Genomic DNA, 22,372 nt, shown 5'->3' on the forward strand with positions numbered 1-22,372 from the left:
AGCTGTGTTTTCAAGGAAGACCATGACTCAAGTCCCAAACCGGGAAACGCCCCGTGGCGTTGCCATTCTTACCCGTTTTCTCGCCTCCGAATCAGCGGGCGGCATCGTGCTGATGGCCGCAGCGCTGGCCGCACTGATCGTCGCCAACTCGCCCTTGTCCGCGGGCTACTTCTCGACGCTGCACAGCGTCTGGCTGGGGCTGTCGGTCGAGTTGTGGATCAACGACGGGCTGATGGCGATCTTCTTTCTGATGGTCGGTTTGGAGATCAAGCGCGAAGTGCTGGCCGGTGGCCTGGCAACCTGGGGGCAACGCGCCCTGCCCGGCTTTGCAGCCCTTGGCGGCATGCTGGTGCCCGCGCTGATCTACATCGCGATCAACTGGGGCAACCCGCAGACCCTGAGCGGCTGGGCGATCCCGGCGGCCACCGACATCGCCTTCGCCCTCGGCGTGCTGTCGCTGCTGGGCAATCGCGTGCCGACCTCGCTAAAAGTCTTCCTCGCCGCGCTGGCGATTCTCGATGACCTGGGGGCTGTGACCATCATCGCGTTTTTCTACAGCTCCGGGCTTAATCTGCCGATGCTGGCCGCCGCGTTCGTGACCCTCGCCGTGTTGGTCGCGCTGAACCGCCTGAACATCCGTCGTCTGCTGCCGTATTTGCTGCTCGGTGCGCTGCTGTGGTTCTTCGTCCTGCAGTCGGGCGTGCACGCGACGCTGGCCGGTGTCGCGCTGGCGCTGTGTATCCCGATGGGCAAGCCCGAGGAAGAAGCACGCTCGCCGCTGCTGTTGCTGGAAGAAAAAATGCATTACTGGGTCGCGTTTGCCGTGGTACCGATCTTTGGCTTTGCCAATGCCGGCGTATCGCTTTCCGGCATTACCCTGGCAAACCTGATCGACCCGGTGCCGCTGGGCGTTGCATTGGGCCTGTTTGTGGGCAAGCAGATCGGCGTGTTTCTCGCCGCAGTGCTGGCCATCCGCGCAGGGCTCGCCGTGCTGCCGGAGGGCAGCAACTGGGTGCAGCTGTACGGCGTGGCGATCCTGTGTGGCATCGGCTTCACCATGAGCCTGTTCATCGGCAACCTGGCATTCCCCGGCTCGCAGCACCTGATCGACGAAGTCAAAGTCGGTGTGCTGATCGGCTCGGGGCTTGCGGCGGTTGCCGGCATAGTGCTGCTGCGCAGCCGTTTCAGCCGGCACTGAAAAATATTTTCAAATCACTGCATCCAGATGGGTTTCTCGCGGGTAGTACATTCAGCAGCCACTTCGAGTTGCTGAGCGCGGTTAAACAATCTGGAGATTTCTGCATGAACGCAAAACGTTTGCTCTGCCTTGCAGGTAGCACTTTGGCCTTCACTTGCCTGTCGTCCGTGGCCCTGGCTCAGACTGACCTGCCTGAAAGCGTCCACGTGCCAGCTGGCAACAAAGTCAGCATGACGACCACCGGGGTGGGCGAAATCACCTACGAGTGCCGCGCCAAAGCCAACATGCCCAACGAGCTGGAATGGGCGTTCGTAGGCCCCAAAGCCGTACTCAATGACAAAAGCGGCAAACAGGTCGGCACTTACTACGGCCCGCCTGCCACCTGGGAAGCCAAAGACGGCTCCAAAGTGACCGGTACTCAGGTTGCTGTGGCTCCATCGAGCGCTGGCAACCTGCCGTATCAACTGGTCAAGGCCAACCCGGCTGAAGGCAAAGGCGCAATGACCGGCGTGACCTACATTCAGCGCGTGGCGTTGAAAGGTGGCGTTGCACCGGCCAAAGCCTGCGCAGAGAGCAACAAGGGCGCCAAAGAAGTGGTCAAGTATCAGGCTGACTACCTGTTCTGGACCGCCAGCTGATCGCCATTATTAACCGGGTGACCGCGCATCTGGTGAGCTATGCTGCTGCGCGGGAGCCTCGTGATACCCGCGAGGCAGTTAGTCTTCCATTGATGGCGGATCATCTTGTCCTCGCACGAATCTCTATTTGATTACGAAGCTACGTTGCAGGCCTGCGCTCGCGGTGAGAAACAGGCCTTGCAGCGTCTCTATCTACAGGAAAGCGCCCGGTTGCTCGGCGTCGCCCAGCGCCTGGTACGTGACAGCGCACTGGCCGAAGACATCGTGCATGACGCCTTCTTGAAAATCTGGACCCACGCGGCCAGCTTCGACGCGTCGCGCGGTTCGGCACGTGGCTGGATATTCAGCGTGACCCGGCACCTTGCGCTGAACACACTGCGCAACACGGCACGCGAGGTGCGTGTCGAGGATGATGGCAGCGACGACCATCACGAACAGGCAACCCTGGAAGGCTGGCAGGAAACCGGGGACGCTTTCGATTGGCGGGTCAATCCAGGACGGATGATTTCATGCATGGAGCAACTCGAACCGGTACGCCGAAACTGTATTTTTCACGCTTACGTAGACGGCTATTCGCATCAGGAAATCGCGCAGAAGATCGGCGCGCCATTGGGTACGGTCAAAGCCTGGATCAAGCGCAGCCTGACGGCTTTGCGGGAGTGCATGGGATGACCCGGCCTTTAGACGACAACATTCATGACCTGGCTGGCGAGTATGTGCTCGGCACCCTGTCAGCGCAGCAAAGGCTCGACGTGCAGCGTCGCCTGCCCCGCGAGCCAGACTTGCAGGCGGCCATCGATGCCTGGGAGCAACGCCTGTTGCCCCTGACCGAACTGGCCGACCCCGTCACGCCATCGCCCGGCCTGTGGGAACGCATCGAACGCAACCTGCAGGACATGACCGCGCCGGCCAAACCGGCACACAGGCCGCGCGTGCGCTGGTGGAACAACCTGTCGGTCTGGCGCGGTTTGGCCGGCGCGGGGCTGGCCGCATCGCTGGTGCTGGGCATGACCCTGCTGACCCGCGCACCGGCGCAGCCGTCCTACCTCGTGGTGCTCGTCGGGCCGCAGGACAAAGCCCCCGGCTGGGTCGTGCAAGCCAGCAACTCACAGCAGATACAGCTTATTCCGCTGGGTGTGGTTGAAGTCCCGGCCGACAAGGCGCTGGAGTTCTGGACCAGGGGCGACGACTGGCAAGGCCCGGTATCCCTCGGGCTGGTCAAACCGGGGCAGAGCCTGAGCATTGCACTGGACAAACTGCCGCCGTTGCAAGCCAATCAGTTGTTCGAGCTGACCCTGGAGACCTCCACCGGCTCGCCAATCGGCAAACCGACCGGCCCGATTCAGTTCATCGGCCGGGCGGTGAAGGTCATCTGATAACGAGCCAACATCACTTCTTGCTGCAATCGTCCTGTTGCAGCAGGTTGGCCTGAGTCAGGTTGCAGCCTGCCGGCACGCTACGGGTCAGCCAGACATTACCGCCGATGGTCGAGCCCTGACCAATGGTGATGCGCCCCAGAATGGTTGCACCGGCGTAGATCACCACATCGTTTTCAACGATAGGATGGCGCGGATGGCCTTTCTGCAACTGGCCGTCCTCGTCCGCCGGGAAGCGCTTGGCCCCAAGCGTAACAGCCTGATAAATGCGCACCCGCTCGCCGATGATTGCGGTTTCGCCAATCACCACGCCCGTCCCGTGATCGATAAAGAAGCTCGGCCCGATCTGCGCGCCGGGGTGAATGTCGATGCCGGTCGCCGAGTGGGCGATTTCCGAGCTGATGCGCGCCAGTAATGGCAAGCCGGCGCGGTACAGATGATGCGCCAGACGATGATGAATCACCGCCAGAATGCCGGGGTAGCAGAGCAGCACTTCATCGACGCTGCGGGCCGCCGGGTCGCCGTGATAAGCCGCCAGCACGTCGGTGTCCAGCAACAGGCGAATGGCCGGCAGTGCCGTGGCGAAACCCTGAATCAGTTCAAGCGCATGGGCGTCGATGCCCTTGAGGTCAGCGCCCTGCTGGTGGGCCACATAGCGCAGCTCCAGGCGGGCCTGGGCCAGCAAGGCGTTGAGCGCCACATCCAGCGTATGACCCACGTAGAAGTCTTCGCTTTCTTCACGCAGGTCCACCGGGCCGAGCCGCATCGGGAACAACGCCCCGCTCAGCGCTTCGAGAATTTCACCCATGGCTGCACGCGAAGGCAGTTCGCGCCCGCCGTGCTCGCCGCTGACCCGACGGTTGCGCGCCCGCCAGTCTTCACGCGCGCCGCGCAATTGACTGACGATCCGCTGCAACTGCCAGTGGCTGGAGCGACCATCGGCAGGGGCTTGTGGAATATCGCTCACGCTGGACTCTCCTTGATGCGAGGGTAACGACCGACAGAGCGGGCCGCTGTTCATGCCACTCTACGGCAAACATTCAGACGAAAAAAACAACAATTTCCATAGGTATATTCCGAGCCGTCTGTAAGCACAGATAAGTTGCCGTGCGGGAAACGTCTGCCTATAGTCCGGTGACTCTTTACACGGCTCATTTATCACCATGATCAAAAATCAGCTTGCCCGCTTCAATCGTCTGGACTTGATCAGCGCGCCAACGGCCCTGGAAAAGCTTGAGCGCCTGTCGCTGTGGGCAGATCGCGACATCTACATCAAGCGTGATGACACCACCACGCTCGCGCTGGGCGGCAACAAGGTGCGCAAGCTTGAATACCTGGCCGCCGATGCGCTGGCTCAGGGTGCCGACACACTGATCACGGCCGGCGCAATCCAGTCCAACCATGTACGCCAGACGGCAGCCCTGGCGGCGCGGCTGGGGCTGGGCTGCGTGGCCCTGCTGGAAAACCCCATCGGCACCGAAGACCCGAGTTACCTGAAAAACGGCAACCGCCTGCTGCTGGAACTGTTCGATGCCAAGGTCGAGCTGGTCGAAAACCTCGATAACGCCGACGACCAGTTGCATGCCTTGGCTGCGCGCCTGCGCTCCAGCGGCAAGAAGCCGTATCTGGTGCCTATCGGTGGCTCAAGCCCGGTTGGTGCACTGGGGTATGTCCGCGCCGGGCTGGAACTCGCCGAGCAGATCAAACAGACCGGTATCGACTTTGCGGCCGTGGTGCTGGCATCGGGCAGTGCGGGTACGCACAGCGGCCTGGCGTTGGCGCTGGCTCATGAGTTGCCGCAGTTGCCGGTGGTCGGCGTGACCGTGTCGCGCAGTGAAGAAGCGCAGTTGCCCAAAGTGCAAGGCCTCGCCGAGCGCACCGCGCAACTGCTCGATATCGCCCTGCCGGAGCACTTCAAGGTCGAACTGTGGGACGAGTATTTCGCCCCGCGCTACGGCGAGCCAAACGCCGGTACGCTGGCAGCGATCAAACTGGTGGCCAGCCAGGAAGGCCTGTTGCTGGACCCGGTCTACACCGGCAAGGCCATGTCCGGCCTGCTGGACGGTATCGGCCGTCAACGCTTCAACGACGGGCCGTTGATATTCCTGCACACCGGTGGCGCGCCTGCGTTGTTCGCTTATCCGGATGCGTTTGACCAGTGACGTTTTAGCCAACGGGTCCTTTATGCATTTGTGGAGGGAAAATGACTTTTTTTGTTATTTTTCCTCATAAGCCGATGGCTATATAGTCGCGCCCGGCAGACCACAACGCTTAACCTTACACCCGACGTAACTGCCTGAAAAAAAGCTGAATAATCAGCACGAAGTTGCTTGAGTCGGGTCAGAAAATGGCCAGACACTTCCATTCCAACAAGGGGCTCGCATGAACATTTCCGCTATTCGTCGCACGTTTCTTTTCTCGGCACTGGGCTTGATGCTCGGTACCGGTATCGCCGGGCAAGCCATGGCTGGCGAGCAACTGCAGAAAATCAAGGATAGCGGCACGCTGAATGTGGGCCTTGAAGGCACCTACCCGCCGTTCAGCTTCGTCGATGAAAACGGCAAACTGAGCGGTTTTGAAGTCGAGTTTTCCGAAGCGCTGGCCAAGGAGCTGGGCGTGAAGGCCAGGATTCAGCCATCGAAATGGGACGGTATTCTGGCCGCTCTGGACTCCAAACGTCTGGACGTGGTGATCAACCAGGTAACCATCTCCGACGAGCGCAAGAAAAAGTACGACTTCTCTGAGCCCTACACCATTTCCGGCATCCAGGCGCTGGTTCTGAAGAAGAACGCAGACACCATCAAGTCTGCCAATGACCTGAGCGGCAAGAAGGTTGGCGTAGGTCTGGGCACCAACTACGAACAGTGGTTGAAAGCAAACGTTCCGGGAGCCGAAATAAAGACCTACGAAGATGACCCCACCAAGATCCAGGACCTGAGTGTAGGCCGTATCGATGCAATCCTGGTTGATCGTCTGGCAGCCCTGGAGATCGCAGCCAAGACCAAAGACACAAAACGAGAACTTGCCCCTGCCGGCGCAGCGTTCTCTCGTCAGGAGTCGGGCATTGCCCTGCGTAAAGGCGAGCCGGAGCTGCTGGCTGCCATCGACAAGGCAATCGACAAATTGCGTGCCGACGGCACCCTGGAAAAGCTGTCGAAAAAGTACTTCAACGCTGACGTCACCAAATGATCGAAGAGAGCCTTCAGCTCGCGCTGGACTCCGCGCCCTTTTTGCTCAAGGGCGCGTACTACACGGTCTTCCTCAGCCTGGGCGGTATGTTTTTCGGATTGCTGCTGGGCTTCGGCCTGGCACTGATGCGCCTGTCGCGCTTCAAGCTGGTGAACTGGATAGCACGCATCTACGTGTCGTTCTTTCGCGGCACGCCGTTGCTGGTTCAGCTGTTCGTGATTTATTACGGCCTGCCGGAACTGGGCATCCAGCTTGAACCGCTAAGCGCAGCGCTGATCGGTTTTTCGCTGAACATGGCCGCCTACGCCTGCGAGATTCTGCGCGCAGCCATTGGCTCTGTGGAACGTGGGCAGTGGGAAGCCGCCGCCAGTATCGGCATGACCCGCTGGCAGACCATGCGCCGTGCAATCCTGCCGCAGGCAGCACGCACAGCATTGCCACCGCTGGGCAACAGTTTCATCTCGCTGGTCAAGGACACCGCACTGGCCGCCACCATTCAGGTGCCGGAGCTGTTCCGCCAGGCACAGTTGATCACCGCGCGTACCTTCGAAATTTTCACCATGTACCTGGCCGCCGCACTGATCTACTGGATCCTTGCCACGGCGCTCTCGCACCTGCAAAACAAGCTGGAAGCCAGGGTCAACCGGCACGATCTGGAGACCTGACGCATGATAGTCGTTGAAAAACTCACCAAGGAATTCAAGGGCAATCAAGTGCTCAAGGGCATTGATCTGCGTATCGAAGCCGGAGAAGTCGTCGCGATCATCGGCCCGAGCGGCTCGGGCAAGACCACCCTGTTGCGCTGCCTGAACCTGCTTGAAACACCCACTAGCGGCAGAATCAAGGTCGGCGACATCGAGATCGATGGCACCCGCTCCATAGGCCAGCAACAAGGGCTGATCCGCCAGTTGCGCCAGCAGGTGGGGTTCGTCTTTCAGAACTTCAACCTGTTCCCGCATCGCACAGCGCTGGAGAATGTCATCGAAGGTCCTGTGGTGGTCAAGAAGATCGCGCGCGAAGCTGCCGAGGCACTAGGGCGACAATTACTCGCCAAGGTTGGCCTGACCGGCAAGGAAGACGCGTACCCGCGCCGTCTTTCCGGCGGGCAGCAACAGCGTGTGGCGATCGCCCGGGCGCTGGCGATGGAGCCGCAAGTGATCCTGTTTGACGAGCCAACCTCGGCACTGGACCCGGAACTGGTCGGTGAAGTGCTGACAACGATCCGTGCCCTGGCTGAAGAGAACCGTACGATGGTGATCGTCACTCACGAAATGAGCTTTGCACGAGAGGTCGCCAATCGGGTGATTTTCATCGACAAGGGGGTCATCGTCGAGCAAGGCGAAGCCAAGGCGCTTTTTGCCAACCCCCAGGAAGAACGTACAAGGCAGTTTCTGGAACGCACACGCTCCTGATCGTTTACGCACACACAAAAAAGCAGCGTCCATCCACGGGCGCTGCTTTTTTCTTACACTTCATAGCGCCTCGATCGTTCAAGATCCTTGTTTAATTCCTGCGTAAATCTCCGAAAATTCATCGAATTAATAAGACGAGCCGAGCTCGGTTATCGCACCCACCGCGTGCCTGGCTGACCTGCAACCACCGCACTTGGTCCAATCCCCGCTCCTGATTTCTTTCCCATCGGTAACAGGCTTTTGCTGTTGATACTTTGTGGTAGGACAGTAGTTTGCCGGACGGTAAACAGTTCCAAATATACCGTGTAGGACATATCCGTTTTTTAAGTAAATTCCTGACAAACGCTCTCTTCATATTGACAAGCGATCACAAAGCCCATTAGCTCACACTAACCGCTCATTTAACGAGATTCAAAATTTTCAAGCACTAATAGTCTACCGATTGTAATGTTTGCCATAGCCTGGATATTTAAGGTACTTATCGTGCTGTCTGAACTGCGTTTCTTATTACATAAACATGACAACTTATGACGATTCTTTACTTTAATTATTGATTATCAGGAGCACCCGAACATGAGTCATGTCACTTGCAAAGCAGCCCATCAGGAGCTGCCAACGCCTTCCATACCGCAGGCCAGCCGTCATGGCATAGGCGTGAGGATCGCCTCTCAACTCACGGTTCATGTCGAGCCGTACGCCAACATGGACGAGGGCGATCTGATCGAGCTGTTCTGGGACGGCTGTTACGTCGCGTCAAAAATTCTAAAGGCTTCCGACATCGACAAAACCATTGTCCTACGTGTACCCGAAAGCTTTCTTCAGAACGGCAAGGCACGGACCTACTACCGGGTCATGAAAATAGGCGGAACACCCCTGACCTCGCCGTGCCGCAAGCTGTGGGTCAAGCTGAGCGCCCCCGGCGGCAATCTGATCAGTGCCCACACTGAAGAAAACCAGGGCCTGGCACCGCTCTATGTCGCACCGTCGGTCATCCGTCGCGGACTCTCGCGCAGGCATCTGGAAGGAGGTCTGCCGATGACCATCGAGCCTTATCTGAACATGGCCGTTCACGACGAGATCACCGTGCGCTGGGGCGATCTGCGCATGGACCTGCCGCCCCTGATCGCCGAGGACGTCGGCGAACCGATCGACCTGGTCATCCCCCCTGCGTTGATCATCGAAGGCGGTGAAGAACAGCGCCTGGAAGTGACTTACTGCGTTATCGACCGGGTCGGCAATAACTCCCTCTGGGCACCCCCGCGGCTGATCAAGGCACTGCCGATCGACGAGTGAACTGAATGACCCGTTTGAATTCAGAGACCAACCCTGCATAGATAGATAGAGACGTCGTTAAACAACTTGCCCGGCGCTGACAATACGCAGAGAAAAACGGGTCGCCACGCCATACGCGTTAGTTTAAATATTACTTATGTGTAAAAAGACGCGCATGAACCGGTTATGCGTTCTGTTCTGTCGGTTGTTCATTGCCGGTCAGCAACCTGTCGCCCTGTGCGCGCAAGGTGAGGTACAGGACCGCCACCGCCGACTGCCAATTGCTGTCTATGCTTATTCCAAAAAGGACGTTTTAAAAAGCTTTATACGCGCTTAGGGTATATACACCGGACCACCGGACGTCGTGATGTTTTTCCAGCCGCACCTGATGCGGTCTATTGCTACGAGGTTCCGATGGTCCCTTTCACAACTACCCCTGTGGATAAACCCAGGGCTGTGCCGACTGCCAGTGAGCGACGCGAGTCTGATCCGGCGACAGTTACCGCCCACCACGTCACGGCTTCACAAGAGCCAGACGTCGCTCCCCGCCTGCTACCGGCCACAGTATTGCAAAACGACGCTGAGGCCATTGCGGCGGCTCATCGGTTGGCCGCTTCTGCACGGCTCAATGCCGCTACGCGCGATCAGCAGCGCGCCTTGCCGTGGGCTGAAATCGAACACTTCACGCGCAGCGGGCTGGGCAGCATTTCCATTCCCCGTGCCTACGGTGGTCCGCAAGTCTCGTTCGCCACCGTGGCGGAGGTGTTCAGGATCATTTCGACCGCCGACCCTGCGCTTGGGCAGATCCCGCAAAACCAGTTCGGCATCCTGAATCTGCTGCAAAGCAGTGCCACCGAACAACAGAAAAAAACCCTGTTTCAGAGCGTGCTGGACGGCTGGCGCATCGGTAACGCCGGCCCCGAACGCGGTAGCAAAAACACACTCGAGCTCAAGGCGCGCATTACCGCCAACGGCGAACGGCTGGTCATTACCGGTCAGAAGTTCTACTCCACAGGTGCTTTGTTTGCCCACTGGGTAGCGGTCAAGGCGCTGGACGATCAAGGCCGGCAAGTTATGGCCTTCGTCAAACGCGGCACGCCGGGCCTGAGCATCGTCGATGACTGGTCGGGCTTTGGCCAGCGCACCACGGCGAGCGGCACAGTGCTGCTCGACAACGTGGCAGTGGATGCCGAGCAGGTCGTCGACAACTGGCGCCTGGCGCTGACACCCAATATTCAGGGCGCGGTCTCGCAACTGATTCAAGCGGCAATCGATGCGGGCATTGCTCGCGGTGCTATCGATGATGCGATTGCCTTCGTCCGCGAAAAGTCCCGCCCGTGGATCGACGCCAAGGTCGAGCGCGCCAGCGACGACCTGTATGTGATCGCCGACATCGGCAAGCTGAAGCTCGAACTGCATGCGGCTGAGGCCTTGTTGCGCAAGGCGGGTCAGGAACTGGATGAGATCAACGCTGCGCCCATCGACGAACAGTCGGCGGCACGCGCTTCCATCGCCGTAGCACGCGCCAAGGTGCTGACCACCGAAATCTCCTTGCTGGCCAGCGAAAAGCTGTTCGAGCTGGCAGGCAGCCGCGCAACGCTTGCCGAGTTCAATCTCGACCGCCACTGGCGTAACGCACGCGTTCACACCCTGCACGACCCGGTGCGCTGGAAATACCACGCGGTCGGCACCTGGCATTTGAACGGCACCCTGCCCGCTCGCCATTCCTGGATCTGAACCAGACCACTGGAGAACACCCTTCATGAGTTTCAATCCACAGGCGCGCGACCACGCAGCGCTGATTACCAGTGACGCGCAGGCCCTGCAAGTCGCTGGCGAACTGGCTTCGCAGTTCAAGACCGGCAGCGCCCAACGCGACAGTGAGCGCCGTTTACCCCACGCCGAACTCGACATCTACAGCCAGTCCGGCTTGTGGGGCATCAGCGTGCCGAAAGCCTTTGGTGGCGCGGGCGTTTCAAACGTGACGCTGGCCAAGGTGATCCAGCTGATTTCCGAAGCCGATGGCTCGCTCGGCCAGATTCCGCAGAACCATTTTTACGCCCTTGAAGTGCTGCGCGTGAACGGCAGCCCCCAGCAACAGGCGCGGCTGTATGCCGAGGCGCTGGCAGGCGTGCGCTTCGGCAACGCGCTGGCTGAGCTGGGGACCAAAACCGCACACGACCGCACCACGCGTCTGACGCGCGATGGCGACGGTTATCGCATCAACGGCCGCAAGTTTTACGCGACCGGCGCGCTGTACGCGCAACGTATTCCCACGTCGGTGGTTGACGACGACGGCGTGCAGCAACTGGTGTTCGTCCCGCATGACAGCGAGGGGTTGACGGTTATCGATGACTGGAGCGGTTTCGGCCAGCGCACCACCGGCAGCGGCTCGGTGGTCTTCGACAACGTGTACGTCAGCGCAGCTGAGGTAGTGCCATTCCAGAGCGCCTTCGAGCGGCCAACCACGGTCGGCCCGCTGGCGCAGATTCTCCATGCAGCCATCGACACCGGCATCGCCCGCGCCGCATTCGAGGACGCGCTGACCTTCGTTCGTACCCGCACCCGGCCATGGATTGATTCGGGTATCGAAAAAGCCGTGGATGACCCGCTGACGCTGCACAGCTTCGGCAGGCTCGGTATTCGCCTGCACGCCGCCGAAGCCCTGCTGGAACGGGCCGGGGAATTTCTTGATATCGCCCAGGCCGACAGCACTGCCGAGCACGTCGCCGCTGCCTCGATCGCAGTGGCAGAAGCCCGCGCCATCAGCACGGAGATTTCCCTGGCGGCGGGCAGCACACTGTTCGAACTGGCAGGCAGCCAATCGACCCTGGCCGAACATGGCCTGGATCGCCACTGGCGCAACGCTCGCGTGCACACGCTGCACGATCCGGTGCGCTGGAAGTTTCACGCCATCGGCAATTACTACCTGAACGACGCAAACCCGCCATTGCGGGGGACGATCTGATGGCGCGCAAGAAGATCCTCCTCAATGCGTTCAACATGAATTGCATTGGCCACATCAACCACGGGTTGTGGACGCATCCGCGTGACACCTCCACGCAATTCAACAGCCTGGAATACTGGACCGATCTGGCGAAACTGCTGGAGCGTGGCTTGTTCGACGGGCTGTTTATCGCCGATATCGTCGGGGTGTATGACGTTTATCAGAACTCGGTAGACGTCACGCTCAAGGAAGCCATTCAGTTACCGGTCAACGACCCGTTGCTGCTGGTCTCGGCGATGGCGGGCGTGACGAAACACCTGGGTTTCGGACTGACTGCCAACCTGACCTATGACGCGCCTTATCTGTTCGCCCGGCGCATGTCGACGCTTGATCACCTGAGCCGTGGTCGGGTGGGCTGGAACATTGTCACCGGGTATCTCGACAGTGCAGCGCGGGCCATGGGCCTGAGCGAGCAGAACGAACACGACCGCCGCTACGATCAGGCCGATGAATACCTGGAGGTGCTCTACAAACTCTGGGAAGGCAGTTGGGAAGACGATGCGGTGATCAACGACCGCGATCAGCGCGTCTACGCCCAGCCGGGCAAGGTCCACAAGGTTCGGCACCAGGGCGAGTTCTATCAGGTCGAAGGCTATCACCTCTGCGAACCGTCGCCGCAACGCACGCCGGTGCTGTTTCAGGCGGGCAGTTCGGAGCGTGGTTTACAGTTTGCCGGCCAGAACGCCGAGTGCGTGTTCATCAGTGGTCAGAACAAGGCCGCGACTCGCGAGCAGGTGGACAAGGTGCGCGCCAGCGCGGTGCAGGCCGGGCGTAAACCGGATGACGTCAAAGTGTTCATGGGCCTCAACGTGATTGTTGCGGCGACTGAAGCGCAGGCCCGCGAGAAGCACGCCGAGTACCGTCTTCACGCCAGCGCCGAAGCGGGCGTGGCGCACTTTGCGGCCTCGACCGGTATTGATTTTGCCGACTACGAACTGGACGAACCCATTCAGTACGTGAAGAGCAATGCCATTCAGTCAGCGACCAGGAACCTGAAAAACAACGACTGGACCCGCCAGAAACTGCTCGATCAGCACGCGCTGGGCGGCCGTTACATCACGCTGATCGGCTCGCCTGAGCAGGTCGCCGATGAGCTGGAATCGTGGATCGAGGAAACCGGCCTGGACGGCTTCAACCTGACCCGCATCGTGACGCCGGAGAGTTACGAGGACTTCATCGACCTGGTCATCCCGGAGCTGCAACGCCGCGGGTCATACAAGACCGCATACGAAGACGGCAGCCTGCGCAAAAAACTGTTTCCAGAAGGTACGGATCGTTTACCGCAACGGCATGCAGGGGCAGCACACCGGCATATTTGATGACGACATGCGCTCCCACGCTGAAGCGCTGAGCGTTATACACAGGTCTTGTGGGACCGATGAGCGCAACGCGTGGGGACGAGACTTAGGGATTTTTAAAAGGACCGCACCATGACCAAAACCCTCGCAGCACTGGCCCTCGGCCTGTTGACCCTGACCGCTTACGCCGGCGATAACCCCCTGAAAGTCGGCACCACAGCGGCGTTTGCCATACCGCTGGAAGCGGCTGTCGAAGAAGCCGGCAAGCAGGGCCTGAAAGTCGAGCTGGTGGAGTTCACCGACTGGATCGCGCCCAACGTCAGCCTCGCCGCCGGTGACATCGACGTGAACTACTTTCAGCATATCCCGTTCCTGACCAACGCCAACGAAGCCGCCGGTTTCGGGCTGGTGCCCTACGCGCCAGGGATCATCAACAACGTTGGTCTGTACTCAAAAAAGTACAAAAGCTTCGATGAGCTGCCGACCGGTGCCACCGTGGCCATCGCCAACGACCCGATCAACAGCGGGCGCGGCCTGCAACTGCTCGCCAAGGCCGGGCTGATCACCCTCAAGCAGGGCGTTGGCTACAAGGCCACCGAGGAAGACATCACCGCCAACCCGAAGAAACTCAAGCTCATTCAGGTGGAAGCCGTGCAACTGGTGCGCGCCTACGATGACGCCGACCTGGTGCAGGGCTACCCCGCCTACATCCGCCTGGCCAAAACCTTCCCTGCCGACTCGGCGATTCTGTTCGACGGCATGGATCACCCGGAATACGTGATTCAGTTCGTCATCAAACCCGAGCGTAAAGACGATCCACGTCTGGCCAAATTCGTCGATATCTACCAGCACTCGCCGGTGGTCCGTGCGGCGCTGGACAAGGTCAACGGCAAGCTCTACCAGGTAGGGTGGAAAGAATGACGGCAACCGCGCAACGGCAACTGCCACTCGACACCACGGGCGCAGGTCAGTTGGCGCAACAGGCCGAACTGCACCCGGAGTTGAACCGCGCCCATGTGCGTTTCATCAATCTGGGCAAGACCTACCACGGCAAACAGGGCGCGGTGGAGGCGCTGGGCAGCATCGACCTGGCCATCCAGCGCGGCGAGATTTTCGGCATCATCGGTCGTAGCGGCGCAGGCAAGTCGTCGCTGATCCGCACCATCAATCGTCTGGAACAACCCAGCAGCGGCCGGGTGCTGATCGATCAGGTGGACATCGGCGAGTTCAACGAAGACAAACTGGTGGAACTGCGCCGACGCATCGGCATGATCTTCCAGCACTTCAACCTGATGTCGGCCAAGACCGTGTGGCAGAACGTCGAGCTGCCGCTCAAGGTCGCTGGCGTGCCGAAAGAGCAACGCGCCCGCAAGGTCACGCAGTTGCTGGAACTGGTGGGTTTGCAGGACAAGCACAAGGCGTATCCGGCGCAATTGTCCGGCGGGCAGAAACAGCGCGTCGGCATCGCCCGCGCACTGGTGCACGACCCGGCGATTCTGCTCTGCGACGAAGCCACCTCGGCACTGGACCCGGAAACGACCCAGTCGATTCTCGGCCTGTTGCGCGAGATCAATCAGCGCCTGGGCCTGACCATTGTGCTGATCACCCATGAAATGGCAGTGATCCGTGATATCTGTCACCGCGTCGTGGTGCTGGAGCAAGGCCGAATCGTCGAGCAAGGCCCGGTCTGGCAAGTGTTCGGCGACCCGCAGCACGAAGTCAGCAAGACCTTGCTGGCACCGCTGCAACTCGGGCTGCCCAAAGAGTGGGCCGAGCGCCTGAGCGAATATCCGCAACGGCCTGATGCGGCCATCCTGCTGGATGTGCATTTCACCGGGGTCAGCGACGAGGGGCCGGACCTGGCCGCGCTGTTCGCGACGCTGGGCGGCAAGGTGCAACTGCTGCAAGGCGGGGTCGAGCGTATTCAGGACCGCGCCATCGGCCACCTGATTCTGTTGATTGCCGGCTCGCCGCACCCTCGCGAAGAACTGCTGTTGCGTGCCCGGCAACTGGCACCGCGTGTGGAGGTATTGGGTTATGTGGGTTGATCGCTTGCTGCAAGGCACTCTCGACACGTTTCTGATGGTCGGTGTGTCGTCATTGATCGCGTTGCTGCTGGGCATCCCGCTGGCAGTGATTCTGGTCACCAGTTCCAAAGGCGGCATCTACGAGGCACCGGCGATCAATCGGGTGCTGGGCGGCTTTGTGAACCTGTTTCGCTCGATTCCCTTTTTGATCCTGATGGTGGCGCTGATCCCGTTCACGCGGATGATCGTCGGCACCACCTATGGCGTGTGGGCGGCGGTAGTGCCGCTGACCATCGCCGCCACGCCGTTCTTCGCGCGTATCGCCGAAGTGAGCCTGCGCGAGGTCGATCACGGGCTGATAGAAGCCGCGCAGGCGATGGGCTGTCGGCGCTGGCACATCATCTGGCATGTGCTGCTGCCCGAAGCGCGTCCCGGCATTGTCGGCGGCTTTACCATCACATTGGTGACCATGATCAACTCATCGGCCATGGCCGGTGCGATTGGCGCAGGCGGGCTGGGCGACATTGCCTATCGCTACGGCTATCAGCGCTTTGACACACAGGTGATGCTGACTGTGATTGTATTGCTGGTGGCCGTGGTGGCGCTGGTGCAACTGGGCGGTGACCGGCTGGCGCGCAGCTTCGACAGACGCTGAGCAGCCGCCCCTAGGGTATATTGGCGGTCTTCCCTCACCGGACCGCCTTTGATGAAACTTGATCCACAGACCCTTGCGCACATCACGTCCGCCACCCTCGGCAACTACAACCGTGTGGCCGATGACTTTCGCGAAGGCACCCGCGACCATGACGTCAGCCAGAACATCGACGCGCTGCTGCGCCATATCGAAGGATCGGCGCCGTGGCAGATTCTCGATTTCGGCTGCGGCCCGGGGCGTGATCTGAAGACGTTCACGGCAATGGGGCACGTTGCGGTCGGGCTTGATGGCTCCGAGCGCTTCGCCGAGATGGCCCGTGCCGAAACCGGTTGCGAAGTCTTCCAGCAGAACTTCCTTGAGCTCGATCTGCCGCAAGGCCGCTTCGATGGCATTTTCGCCAATGCGGTGCTGTTCCACATCCCCAGGCAGGAGCTGCCACGCGTGCTGCGCGAACTGTATGCCACGCTTAAACCGGGCGGCGTACTGTTCAGCTCCAACCCGCGCGGGCAAAACCAGGAAGGCTGGCAAGGCGAGCGCTACGGCGCGTATCACGACCTCGAAACATGGCGCCAATTGCTGACCGACGCCGGGTTTGCCGAACTGGAACACTACTACCGCCCCGCCGGGCTGCCGAGGGATCAGCAGCCGTGGCTGGCGAGCGTCTGGCGGCGCTAGAGCGTCAAGAGATGCCCCACGCAGAGCGCCCGGCGTTATACGCAAGCCTCGGGCGGCGATCCGCATTGCTCGCGAAAGGGCCGGTATATTCACCGAAAATACAGTGTCTGAACGGATGCCTTGATTATCGTGCCAATGCTCCGCGTTGGCATGCCGTTCAGGACGCTCTGCGTCCCTTTTGCGACGCAGAGCGTCGAGAAATGCATCCCCACGCAGAGCGTGGGGACGATAATCAAAAGCGGAGCGTGGGGACGATCATCAATGCGCAGGCTGCGCGTTTTCATCCTCGTCCTTGTCTTCGGCTTCCTGACGCTGTTCGTCGCTCGGCTCCTTAATGCGATACCAGGCCACGTACAGCGCTGGCAGAAACAGCAAGGTCAGCAGCGTGGCGATGATGATGCCGCCAATCATGGCGTAGGCCATCGGCCCCCAGAACACTTCGCGGGCAATAGGGATCATGCCCAGGCTGGCCGCTGCGGCGGTCAGCAAAATCGGCCGACGGCGGTGCTCGGTGGCTTCGACCACAGCGTCCCAAGGCAGATAGCCACTCTTTTCATAGGCATCGATCTGGGTCACCAGAATCACCGAGTTGCGGATGATGATGCCGATCAGCGCCAGCACCCCGAGAATCGCCACAAACCCCAGCGGCGTACCCGTCGGAATAAGCGCAAGCACCACGCCGATCAGCCCGAGCGGCGCGACACTGGCCACCAGGAACATCTTCTGCACGCTGTGCAACTGGATCATCAGGAACGTCGCCATAAGGAACAGCATCAGCGGCGCAACACTGGCAATCGGCCCCTGCGCCTTGCTGCTTTCCTCAACCGTGCCACCGGTCGCGACCTTGTAGCCCACCGGCAAACCGGCTGCAAACTTGTCGATTTCCGGCTTCAGCTGATTGACCAGATCGGTCGGCTGAATTTCGTCGCGCACCGAGCCTTTCACGGTGATGGTCGGCTTGCGATCACGTCGCCAGACCAGCGGCTGCTCAAGCTCATAGCCAACAGTGGCGAACGCCAGCAGCGGAATCGAGGTTCCGGTCGGGGTCACGATCTGCAGGTTCTGCAGCGTTTCCGGCGTACCACGCTCGGCGTCTTCAGCGCGTCCGACCACGTTGATCAGGTAGATGTCATCACGCACCTGCGTCACGGTAGAGCCGCTGACCACGCTGTTCATCAACTTGGCGACGTCCTCGGACGACAGCCCCAGTTGTCTGGCCTTGTCCTGATTGATGTCGATGCGCAAAACCTTGCCCGGCTCGTTCCAGTCGTAGATCACTTCGCCCACATGCGGGTTGTGGTCCAGCAGCGTGGCCAGCTCGATGGCATGCTGACGCACTTTGTCGATGCTCTCGCCACTGACGCGATACTGCAGCGGACGCCCCACCGGCGGGCCCATTTCCAGGGCTTGCACGTAGGAACCGATGCCGACGAAATCATCACGCAGGCGCTTTTGCAGACGCGCGGTCAGTGCGCCCCGCTCTTCCAGGCCTTTACTGACAATCACCAACTGGGCATAGAACGGGTTTTCCAGTTGCTGATCGAGCGGCAGGTAAAAACGCACCGACCCCTGCCCGATGTAGGTGCTCCAGCGCTCGATGTCCGGATCGTCCTTGAGGCTCGCTTCGAAACGGTCCACCACCTTGCGCGTCTCGTTGATCGAGGCGTTTTGCGGCAGGTTCAGGTCGACAAGAATTTCCGGGCGGTCAGAAGACGGGAAGAACTGGTTCTGTACGAACTGCATGGAGAACAGTGACGCAGCGAACAACCCTACCGTGATGCCAATCGCCAGCCAGCGATGGCGCATGGCCCAAAGCATGCTGCTGTTGAATGCCCGGCCTATGCGGCCCGGCTCTTCGGATTTGGGCTTGATGTTGGCGCTCAGAATGTGCACGCCGATCACCGGCGCAAACAGCACGGCAACCACCCACGACACCAGCATCGCCACGGCAATCACAGCAAACAGTGTAAAGGTGTACTCCCCCGCCGAGCTGTTGTTCAGACCGATCGGCACAAAGCCGGCCACGGTCACCAGCGTCCCGGTGAGCATCGGGAACGCTGTGGAGGTATAGGCGTAAGTCGCGGCCTGCTCCTTGGTTTCACCCATTTCCAGCCGTGTGACCATCATTTCCACGGTGATCATGGCGTCATCCACCAACAGACCGAGGGCGATGATCAGCGCGCCGAGGGAAATCCGTTGCATGGTGATGCCGCTGTATTCCATGAACACAAACACCATCGCCAGCACCAGCGGAATCGAACACGCGACCACCAACCCCGCGCGAAATCCGAGGCTGACGAAGCTGACCAGCAGCACGATGATCACCGCCTCGAACAACGCGCTGGTGAAGCCGCCCACGGCCTTGTTCACCACCTCGGCCTGATCGGAGACCTTGTGTACGCCGATACCCACCGGCAGCTCGGCGGTCGTGGCGTCCATGCGCTCGTGCAGCGCCTTGCCGAACGCCTGGATGTTGCCGCCCTTCTGCATGGCGATGGACAGGCCGATGGCCGGTTTGCCGTTAAAGCGAAACAGCGGTTTGGGCGGATCGGTATAGCCGCGCGTGATGTCGGCAATGTCGCTCAGGCGGTAAAAGCGGTCGTTGATCCGCAGATTGACCGTTGCCAGATCCTTCTCGGAAGCAAACTGGCCAGACGTGCGCACAGATATCCGCTCCGGCCCGGCTTCTATCACCCCGGCAGGCGTCACCGCGTTCTGCGATTGCAGGCTTTGCACCACCTGGCTCTGATCGATGCCCAATGCCGCGAGCTTGCGGGTGGAGAAGTTCAGGTACAGCACTTCATCCTGCTGGCCGATCATCTCGACCTTGCCCAGACCCGGCACTTCGCGGATGTCGGCACGAACCTTCTCGACGTAATCACGCAACTGACGCATTGAAAAGCCGTCTGCGGTAAACGCATAGATCGAACCGTACACATCGCCGAACTCATCGTTGAACGACGGGCCTTGCAGCCCCTGCGGGAACTGGCCGCGGATGTCATCGACCTTCTTGCGCACCTGATACCAGATCTCCGGTATCGCCTTGGCGTTGGTAGTGTCACGCAGGTAAACGAAGACCGTGGACTCGCCCGGTCGGGTATAGCTTTTCACGTAGTCCAGCGAGTCCAGCTCTTCAAGCTTCTTCTCGATGCGGTCGGTCACCTGCTCCAGGGTCTCGTCCACCGTCGCGCCCGGCCAGCGGGTCTGGATAATCATGGTTTTGATGGTGAAGGACGGGTCTTCCTCGCGCCCAAGCTTCATGTAGGAAAACACGCCCATCAACAGCGCGACGAACATCAGGTACCAGACAAACGACTGATGCTTGATGGCCCACTCGGATAAATTGAAATTCCCTTTCATCGCGGGCTTTCCTCATCGACTTTGACTTTCTGACCCGGCTTGAGGCTGTTGACGCCTGCGCTCACGACTTTTTCACCAGCTTTGACACCGTCTGCCAGCACAAAGCTGTCGTTGTCACGGCTGGTAATATTCACCGCTCTGGGGTTCACCGTCTGGCTCTGCGGGTCGACGATCCAGATCTGGCGTTTGCCATCGACCTCCTGCAAGGCATTGATCGGTAAACGCATGCGCGCCGTGATGGTCGAGCTGAGCGTCACGCTGATGGCAGTGCCCAGCCGGAACGCCACTGGCGTTTCGGCCAGTGACAGGCGCGTACGGCGAGTACGTGTTGTGCGGTCGGCCTGGGGTTCGATTTCGCGAATGGTCGCGGTGGTGTTGATGTCCGGATTCAACTGGCTGGCCACGGTGAAAACCACGTCGCGGGGCAACTGGTCGGCCAGTGCGTCGGGCAGATCAATCACTGCTTCCTTGATATCCGGGCGCGCCAGGGTAACGACTTCCTGCCCGGCGGTCACCACCTGCCCAGCCTCGACTTTCCATTCGGTCACTACCGCATCGTGATCGCTGTGTAGTTCGCTGTAACTCAATTGATCGCGCGCCTGCTGCTCGGCAGCCTTGGCCTGCTCCAGTGAAGAACTGGCAGTCTTGAGGTCAGTGAGCGCGACGTCCAGCTGCGCCTGGGCACCGACACCACGGTCGAACAGTTCTTGCTGACGACGGGCGTTGGCCTGCGCGTTGATCCACTGCGCCTGAACATTGGCCAGATCGCCTTGACGACCGCGCACGTTATTCTGCTGATCGGTCGGATCGAGGGTTGCGAGCAAATCGCCTTTCTTCACTTCGCTGCCGACGTCCACATTGCGTCGGGCAATGCGCCCTGCCACTCGAAAACCCAGCACGCTCTGATAACGCGCCTGGATATTGCCAGCGAAACGCCCGAAATCCTGCATCGATTCGGGCTGTGCTTCAACGAACACTACCGGTCGTATGGGCTCGGGCGGTGCTTCTTCCTTGCCACAGCCACTCAGCAGAAGGCCGCCCAGCAACAGGCATGACATACGCTTCATGGCTGCACCTGCGTATTCTGCTGTTTGGGTTGTTCGGCAATCTCGACCTGCATATCAGGGTGTAACAACTGTCCGCCTGCGACCACAACGTTCTCTCCACCTTTCAGCCCATCGCCGATGATGACTTTGGAGGTCAGGTAACGGGTGACAGTCACCTTGCGCAGATTGACCTTGCCCTGCTCGTCGACCACCCACACAGCGGGTTTGCCCAAGTGCTCGCCGAGGTCCTTGGTCAGCGCCGACCACGGCAACTCGACACTGGCATTGGCCGGCGCGCTCAGCGCCACACTGACCACCGAACCGAGGTCCATGCCTTCCGGCAGCGGGTCCAGCGCGATCTTGACCTGCAACGTCCCGGTTTGCGCCGAAACCGCCGGGGTCACTTCGCGCACCTTGCCGCTGACCTTGATAGCCGGATTGTCGAGCAGCGTGACCTGTACGGCTTGATCGGTGGGCGGCTGGACGAACAGCGATTCGTAAACATTGAACACCGCGTCGCGCTCACCATCACGCGCCAGGTCAAAAATAGGCACCGTCGCCTGAACCACCTGCCCGACCTCAGCCTGACGCGCCGTAATCACCCCCGGCGCATCCGCGACCAGCGCGGTGTAACTCAACTGTTCACGGGCATTGGCCAATTGCGCCTGCGCGGCTTTCAACGAACTTTCGCTGCCGCGCACGGCCGCCTGTGCGGAGTCATATTCGCTGCGGCTGGTGTAACCCTTGGGCAACAGCTTTTGCTGGCGCACGAACGCAGCGCTGGCCTGACTGACGCGAGCCTGCTCGGCGGCCACGGAGGCAGCAGCCGAATCGACATTGATCTGCAAATCCCTGGGGTCAAGACGGGCCAGCACCTGCCGTGCCGTTACGCGGTCGCCGACATCCACGTTGCGCTGAATGATCTTGCCATTCACCCGGAAAGACAGACGAGTCTGCACCCGCGCCTGAACGTCGCCGGTCAAGGCGACACTGGCCGCGAAGTCGGCGCTTTTCACCGATTGCACATAAACCCGTGGCAGTTCCGGAGCGAGCGGTTTCTCCTCGCCACAGCCTGCCAGCGCCGCCAAGGCAGCGGCCAGACCGAATGTAACCAGTCTTGAAATACGAACGGGCATGCAGACTCCTTGTGCGGCTGCCGGGTGCGGGCGTTGTGGGGCGAGAGAATAGCGTGACTATGCGACTGTAGGCGAGGGTGAGG

General features: G+C 60.3%; 20 protein-coding genes. 16 read left to right on the plus strand and 4 right to left on the minus strand.

The annotated features are described in order from the left end of the window. Nucleotides 1-22: 22 nt before the first annotated feature. The 4 genes from nhaA (at nucleotide 23) to PSPTO_RS26755 (ending at nucleotide 3,212) form a co-directional block, all read left to right on the plus strand. Nucleotides 23-1,198: a Na+/H+ antiporter NhaA gene (gene nhaA, locus PSPTO_RS26740; RefSeq protein WP_011105348.1), complete on the plus strand. Its 1,176-nt coding sequence runs from the start codon at nucleotides 23-25 to the stop codon at nucleotides 1,196-1,198. A 104-nt stretch (nucleotides 1,199-1,302) separates the two neighbouring features. Further along, nucleotides 1,303-1,836 carry a DUF3455 domain-containing protein gene (locus tag PSPTO_RS26745; RefSeq protein WP_005765561.1) on the plus strand — a complete coding sequence of 178 codons (534 nt, stop codon included), beginning with the start codon at nucleotides 1,303-1,305 and terminating at the stop codon, nucleotides 1,834-1,836. 105 nt (nucleotides 1,837-1,941) lie between these two features. Then, a complete protein-coding gene (locus PSPTO_RS26750; protein ID WP_011105349.1) occupies nucleotides 1,942-2,508 on the plus strand; it encodes a sigma-70 family RNA polymerase sigma factor in 567 nt (188 codons plus the stop codon). After that, nucleotides 2,505-3,212, plus strand: a complete 708-nt coding sequence (locus PSPTO_RS26755; protein WP_005765563.1) for an anti-sigma factor — start codon at nucleotides 2,505-2,507, stop codon at nucleotides 3,210-3,212. Before PSPTO_RS26750 ends, PSPTO_RS26755 begins: the two co-directional genes overlap by 4 nt. A 13-nt stretch (nucleotides 3,213-3,225) precedes the next feature. Here PSPTO_RS26755 and epsC read toward each other — a convergent pair whose 3' ends face one another. After that, complete coding sequence (gene epsC, locus PSPTO_RS26760; RefSeq protein WP_010216200.1) at nucleotides 3,226-4,179, minus strand: serine O-acetyltransferase EpsC; 954 nt, start codon at nucleotides 4,177-4,179, stop codon at nucleotides 3,226-3,228. Nucleotides 4,180-4,375: 196 nt separating this feature from the next. On the opposite strand from epsC, the gene PSPTO_RS26765 reads away from it, so the two are divergent. From PSPTO_RS26765 to PSPTO_RS26820, 12 genes are all read left to right on the plus strand, one after another. Further along, nucleotides 4,376-5,374 (plus strand): D-cysteine desulfhydrase, encoded by a 999-nt coding sequence (locus PSPTO_RS26765; protein ID WP_005765567.1) that lies wholly within the window; start codon nucleotides 4,376-4,378, stop codon nucleotides 5,372-5,374. Nucleotides 5,375-5,594: 220 nt separating this feature from the next. After that, a complete protein-coding gene (gene tcyJ, locus PSPTO_RS26770; RefSeq protein ID WP_005765569.1) occupies nucleotides 5,595-6,401 on the plus strand; it encodes a cystine ABC transporter substrate-binding protein in 807 nt (268 codons plus the stop codon). Next, on the plus strand, nucleotides 6,398-7,066 hold the full coding sequence (gene tcyL, locus PSPTO_RS26775; RefSeq protein WP_003381368.1) for a cystine ABC transporter permease: 669 nt from the start codon (nucleotides 6,398-6,400) through the stop codon (nucleotides 7,064-7,066). The genes tcyJ and tcyL overlap by 4 nt, the downstream gene beginning before the upstream one ends. Nucleotides 7,067-7,069: 3 nt before the next feature. After that, nucleotides 7,070-7,813 carry an L-cystine ABC transporter ATP-binding protein TcyN gene (gene tcyN, locus PSPTO_RS26780; RefSeq protein ID WP_007245567.1) on the plus strand — a complete coding sequence of 248 codons (744 nt, stop codon included), beginning with the start codon at nucleotides 7,070-7,072 and terminating at the stop codon, nucleotides 7,811-7,813. A 573-nt stretch (nucleotides 7,814-8,386) separates the two neighbouring features. After that, entirely contained in the window at nucleotides 8,387-9,106 is a 720-nt protein-coding gene (locus PSPTO_RS26785; protein WP_005765571.1) for a hypothetical protein, read from the plus strand. A 546-nt stretch (nucleotides 9,107-9,652) separates the two neighbouring features. After that, the gene (locus tag PSPTO_RS26790; protein ID WP_235023104.1) at nucleotides 9,653-10,822 is read left to right on the plus strand and encodes an SfnB family sulfur acquisition oxidoreductase; all 1,170 of its coding nucleotides are present in this window, start codon (nucleotides 9,653-9,655) and stop codon (nucleotides 10,820-10,822) included. Between the two features lie 25 nt (nucleotides 10,823-10,847). Next, nucleotides 10,848-12,053 (plus strand): SfnB family sulfur acquisition oxidoreductase, encoded by a 1,206-nt coding sequence (locus PSPTO_RS26795; protein ID WP_011105351.1) that lies wholly within the window; start codon nucleotides 10,848-10,850, stop codon nucleotides 12,051-12,053. Beyond that, nucleotides 12,053-13,411 carry an LLM class flavin-dependent oxidoreductase gene (locus PSPTO_RS26800; RefSeq protein ID WP_011105352.1) on the plus strand — a complete coding sequence of 453 codons (1,359 nt, stop codon included), beginning with the start codon at nucleotides 12,053-12,055 and terminating at the stop codon, nucleotides 13,409-13,411. The genes PSPTO_RS26795 and PSPTO_RS26800 overlap by 1 nt, the downstream gene beginning before the upstream one ends. Before the next feature lie 111 nt (nucleotides 13,412-13,522). Beyond that, a complete protein-coding gene (locus tag PSPTO_RS26805) occupies nucleotides 13,523-14,311 on the plus strand; it encodes a MetQ/NlpA family ABC transporter substrate-binding protein (protein WP_011105353.1) in 789 nt (262 codons plus the stop codon). Continuing rightward, nucleotides 14,308-15,438, plus strand: a complete 1,131-nt coding sequence (locus tag PSPTO_RS26810) for a methionine ABC transporter ATP-binding protein (protein ID WP_005765582.1) — start codon at nucleotides 14,308-14,310, stop codon at nucleotides 15,436-15,438. Before PSPTO_RS26805 ends, PSPTO_RS26810 begins: the two co-directional genes overlap by 4 nt. Further along, entirely contained in the window at nucleotides 15,428-16,072 is a 645-nt protein-coding gene (locus PSPTO_RS26815; protein ID WP_005765584.1) for a methionine ABC transporter permease, read from the plus strand. The genes PSPTO_RS26810 and PSPTO_RS26815 overlap by 11 nt, the downstream gene beginning before the upstream one ends. 51 nt (nucleotides 16,073-16,123) lie before the next feature. Continuing rightward, nucleotides 16,124-16,747: a class I SAM-dependent methyltransferase gene (locus PSPTO_RS26820; protein WP_011105355.1), complete on the plus strand. Its 624-nt coding sequence runs from the start codon at nucleotides 16,124-16,126 to the stop codon at nucleotides 16,745-16,747. A 258-nt stretch (nucleotides 16,748-17,005) separates the two neighbouring features. Here the strand turns inward: PSPTO_RS26820 and PSPTO_RS26825 are convergent, their stop codons facing one another. The 3 genes from PSPTO_RS26825 to PSPTO_RS26835 are packed head-to-tail and all read right to left on the minus strand — an operon-like array spanning nucleotide 17,006 to nucleotide 22,289. Continuing rightward, nucleotides 17,006-20,107, minus strand: a complete 3,102-nt coding sequence (locus tag PSPTO_RS26825; protein ID WP_011105356.1) for an efflux RND transporter permease subunit — start codon at nucleotides 20,105-20,107, stop codon at nucleotides 17,006-17,008. After that, nucleotides 20,104-21,174 carry an efflux RND transporter periplasmic adaptor subunit gene (locus tag PSPTO_RS26830; RefSeq protein WP_011105357.1) on the minus strand — a complete coding sequence of 357 codons (1,071 nt, stop codon included), beginning with the start codon at nucleotides 21,172-21,174 and terminating at the stop codon, nucleotides 20,104-20,106. The genes PSPTO_RS26825 and PSPTO_RS26830 overlap by 4 nt, the downstream gene beginning before the upstream one ends. Next, the gene (locus PSPTO_RS26835) at nucleotides 21,171-22,289 is read right to left on the minus strand and encodes an efflux RND transporter periplasmic adaptor subunit (protein ID WP_005765592.1); all 1,119 of its coding nucleotides are present in this window, start codon (nucleotides 22,287-22,289) and stop codon (nucleotides 21,171-21,173) included. Before PSPTO_RS26835 ends, PSPTO_RS26830 begins: the two co-directional genes overlap by 4 nt. Between the last annotated feature and the right edge of the window lie 83 nt (nucleotides 22,290-22,372).

Origin of the sequence: Pseudomonas syringae pv. tomato str. DC3000 (genome assembly GCF_000007805.1) — a bacterium.
GTDB classification, from domain to species: domain Bacteria; phylum Pseudomonadota; class Gammaproteobacteria; order Pseudomonadales; family Pseudomonadaceae; genus Aquipseudomonas; species Aquipseudomonas avellanae.

What these genes read in the sequence shown, in the direction of transcription:
- PSPTO_RS26765 (WP_005765567.1), top strand. Translation starts at nt 4,376, where the DNA reads ATGATCAAAAATCAGCTTGCCCGCTTCAATCGTCTGGACTTGATCAGC.
- PSPTO_RS26785 (WP_005765571.1), top strand. Translation starts at nt 8,387, where the DNA reads ATGAGTCATGTCACTTGCAAAGCAGCCCATCAGGAGCTGCCAACGCCT.
- PSPTO_RS26745 (WP_005765561.1), top strand. Translation starts at nt 1,303, where the DNA reads ATGAACGCAAAACGTTTGCTCTGCCTTGCAGGTAGCACTTTGGCCTTC.
- PSPTO_RS26835 (WP_005765592.1), bottom strand. Translation starts at nt 22,289, where the DNA reads ATGCCCGTTCGTATTTCAAGACTGGTTACATTCGGTCTGGCCGCTGCC.
- PSPTO_RS26820 (WP_011105355.1), top strand. Translation starts at nt 16,124, where the DNA reads ATGAAACTTGATCCACAGACCCTTGCGCACATCACGTCCGCCACCCTC.
- PSPTO_RS26830 (WP_011105357.1), bottom strand. Translation starts at nt 21,174, where the DNA reads ATGAAGCGTATGTCATGCCTGTTGCTGGGCGGCCTTCTGCTGAGTGGC.
- PSPTO_RS26825 (WP_011105356.1), bottom strand. Translation starts at nt 20,107, where the DNA reads ATGAAAGGGAATTTCAATTTATCCGAGTGGGCCATCAAGCATCAGTCG.
- PSPTO_RS26795 (WP_011105351.1), top strand. Translation starts at nt 10,848, where the DNA reads ATGAGTTTCAATCCACAGGCGCGCGACCACGCAGCGCTGATTACCAGT.
- tcyN (WP_007245567.1), top strand. Translation starts at nt 7,070, where the DNA reads ATGATAGTCGTTGAAAAACTCACCAAGGAATTCAAGGGCAATCAAGTG.
- nhaA (WP_011105348.1), top strand. Translation starts at nt 23, where the DNA reads ATGACTCAAGTCCCAAACCGGGAAACGCCCCGTGGCGTTGCCATTCTT.
- tcyL (WP_003381368.1), top strand. Translation starts at nt 6,398, where the DNA reads ATGATCGAAGAGAGCCTTCAGCTCGCGCTGGACTCCGCGCCCTTTTTG.
- tcyJ (WP_005765569.1), top strand. Translation starts at nt 5,595, where the DNA reads ATGAACATTTCCGCTATTCGTCGCACGTTTCTTTTCTCGGCACTGGGC.
- PSPTO_RS26800 (WP_011105352.1), top strand. Translation starts at nt 12,053, where the DNA reads ATGGCGCGCAAGAAGATCCTCCTCAATGCGTTCAACATGAATTGCATT.
- PSPTO_RS26815 (WP_005765584.1), top strand. Translation starts at nt 15,428, where the DNA reads ATGTGGGTTGATCGCTTGCTGCAAGGCACTCTCGACACGTTTCTGATG.
- PSPTO_RS26805 (WP_011105353.1), top strand. Translation starts at nt 13,523, where the DNA reads ATGACCAAAACCCTCGCAGCACTGGCCCTCGGCCTGTTGACCCTGACC.
- PSPTO_RS26810 (WP_005765582.1), top strand. Translation starts at nt 14,308, where the DNA reads ATGACGGCAACCGCGCAACGGCAACTGCCACTCGACACCACGGGCGCA.
- PSPTO_RS26755 (WP_005765563.1), top strand. Translation starts at nt 2,505, where the DNA reads ATGACCCGGCCTTTAGACGACAACATTCATGACCTGGCTGGCGAGTAT.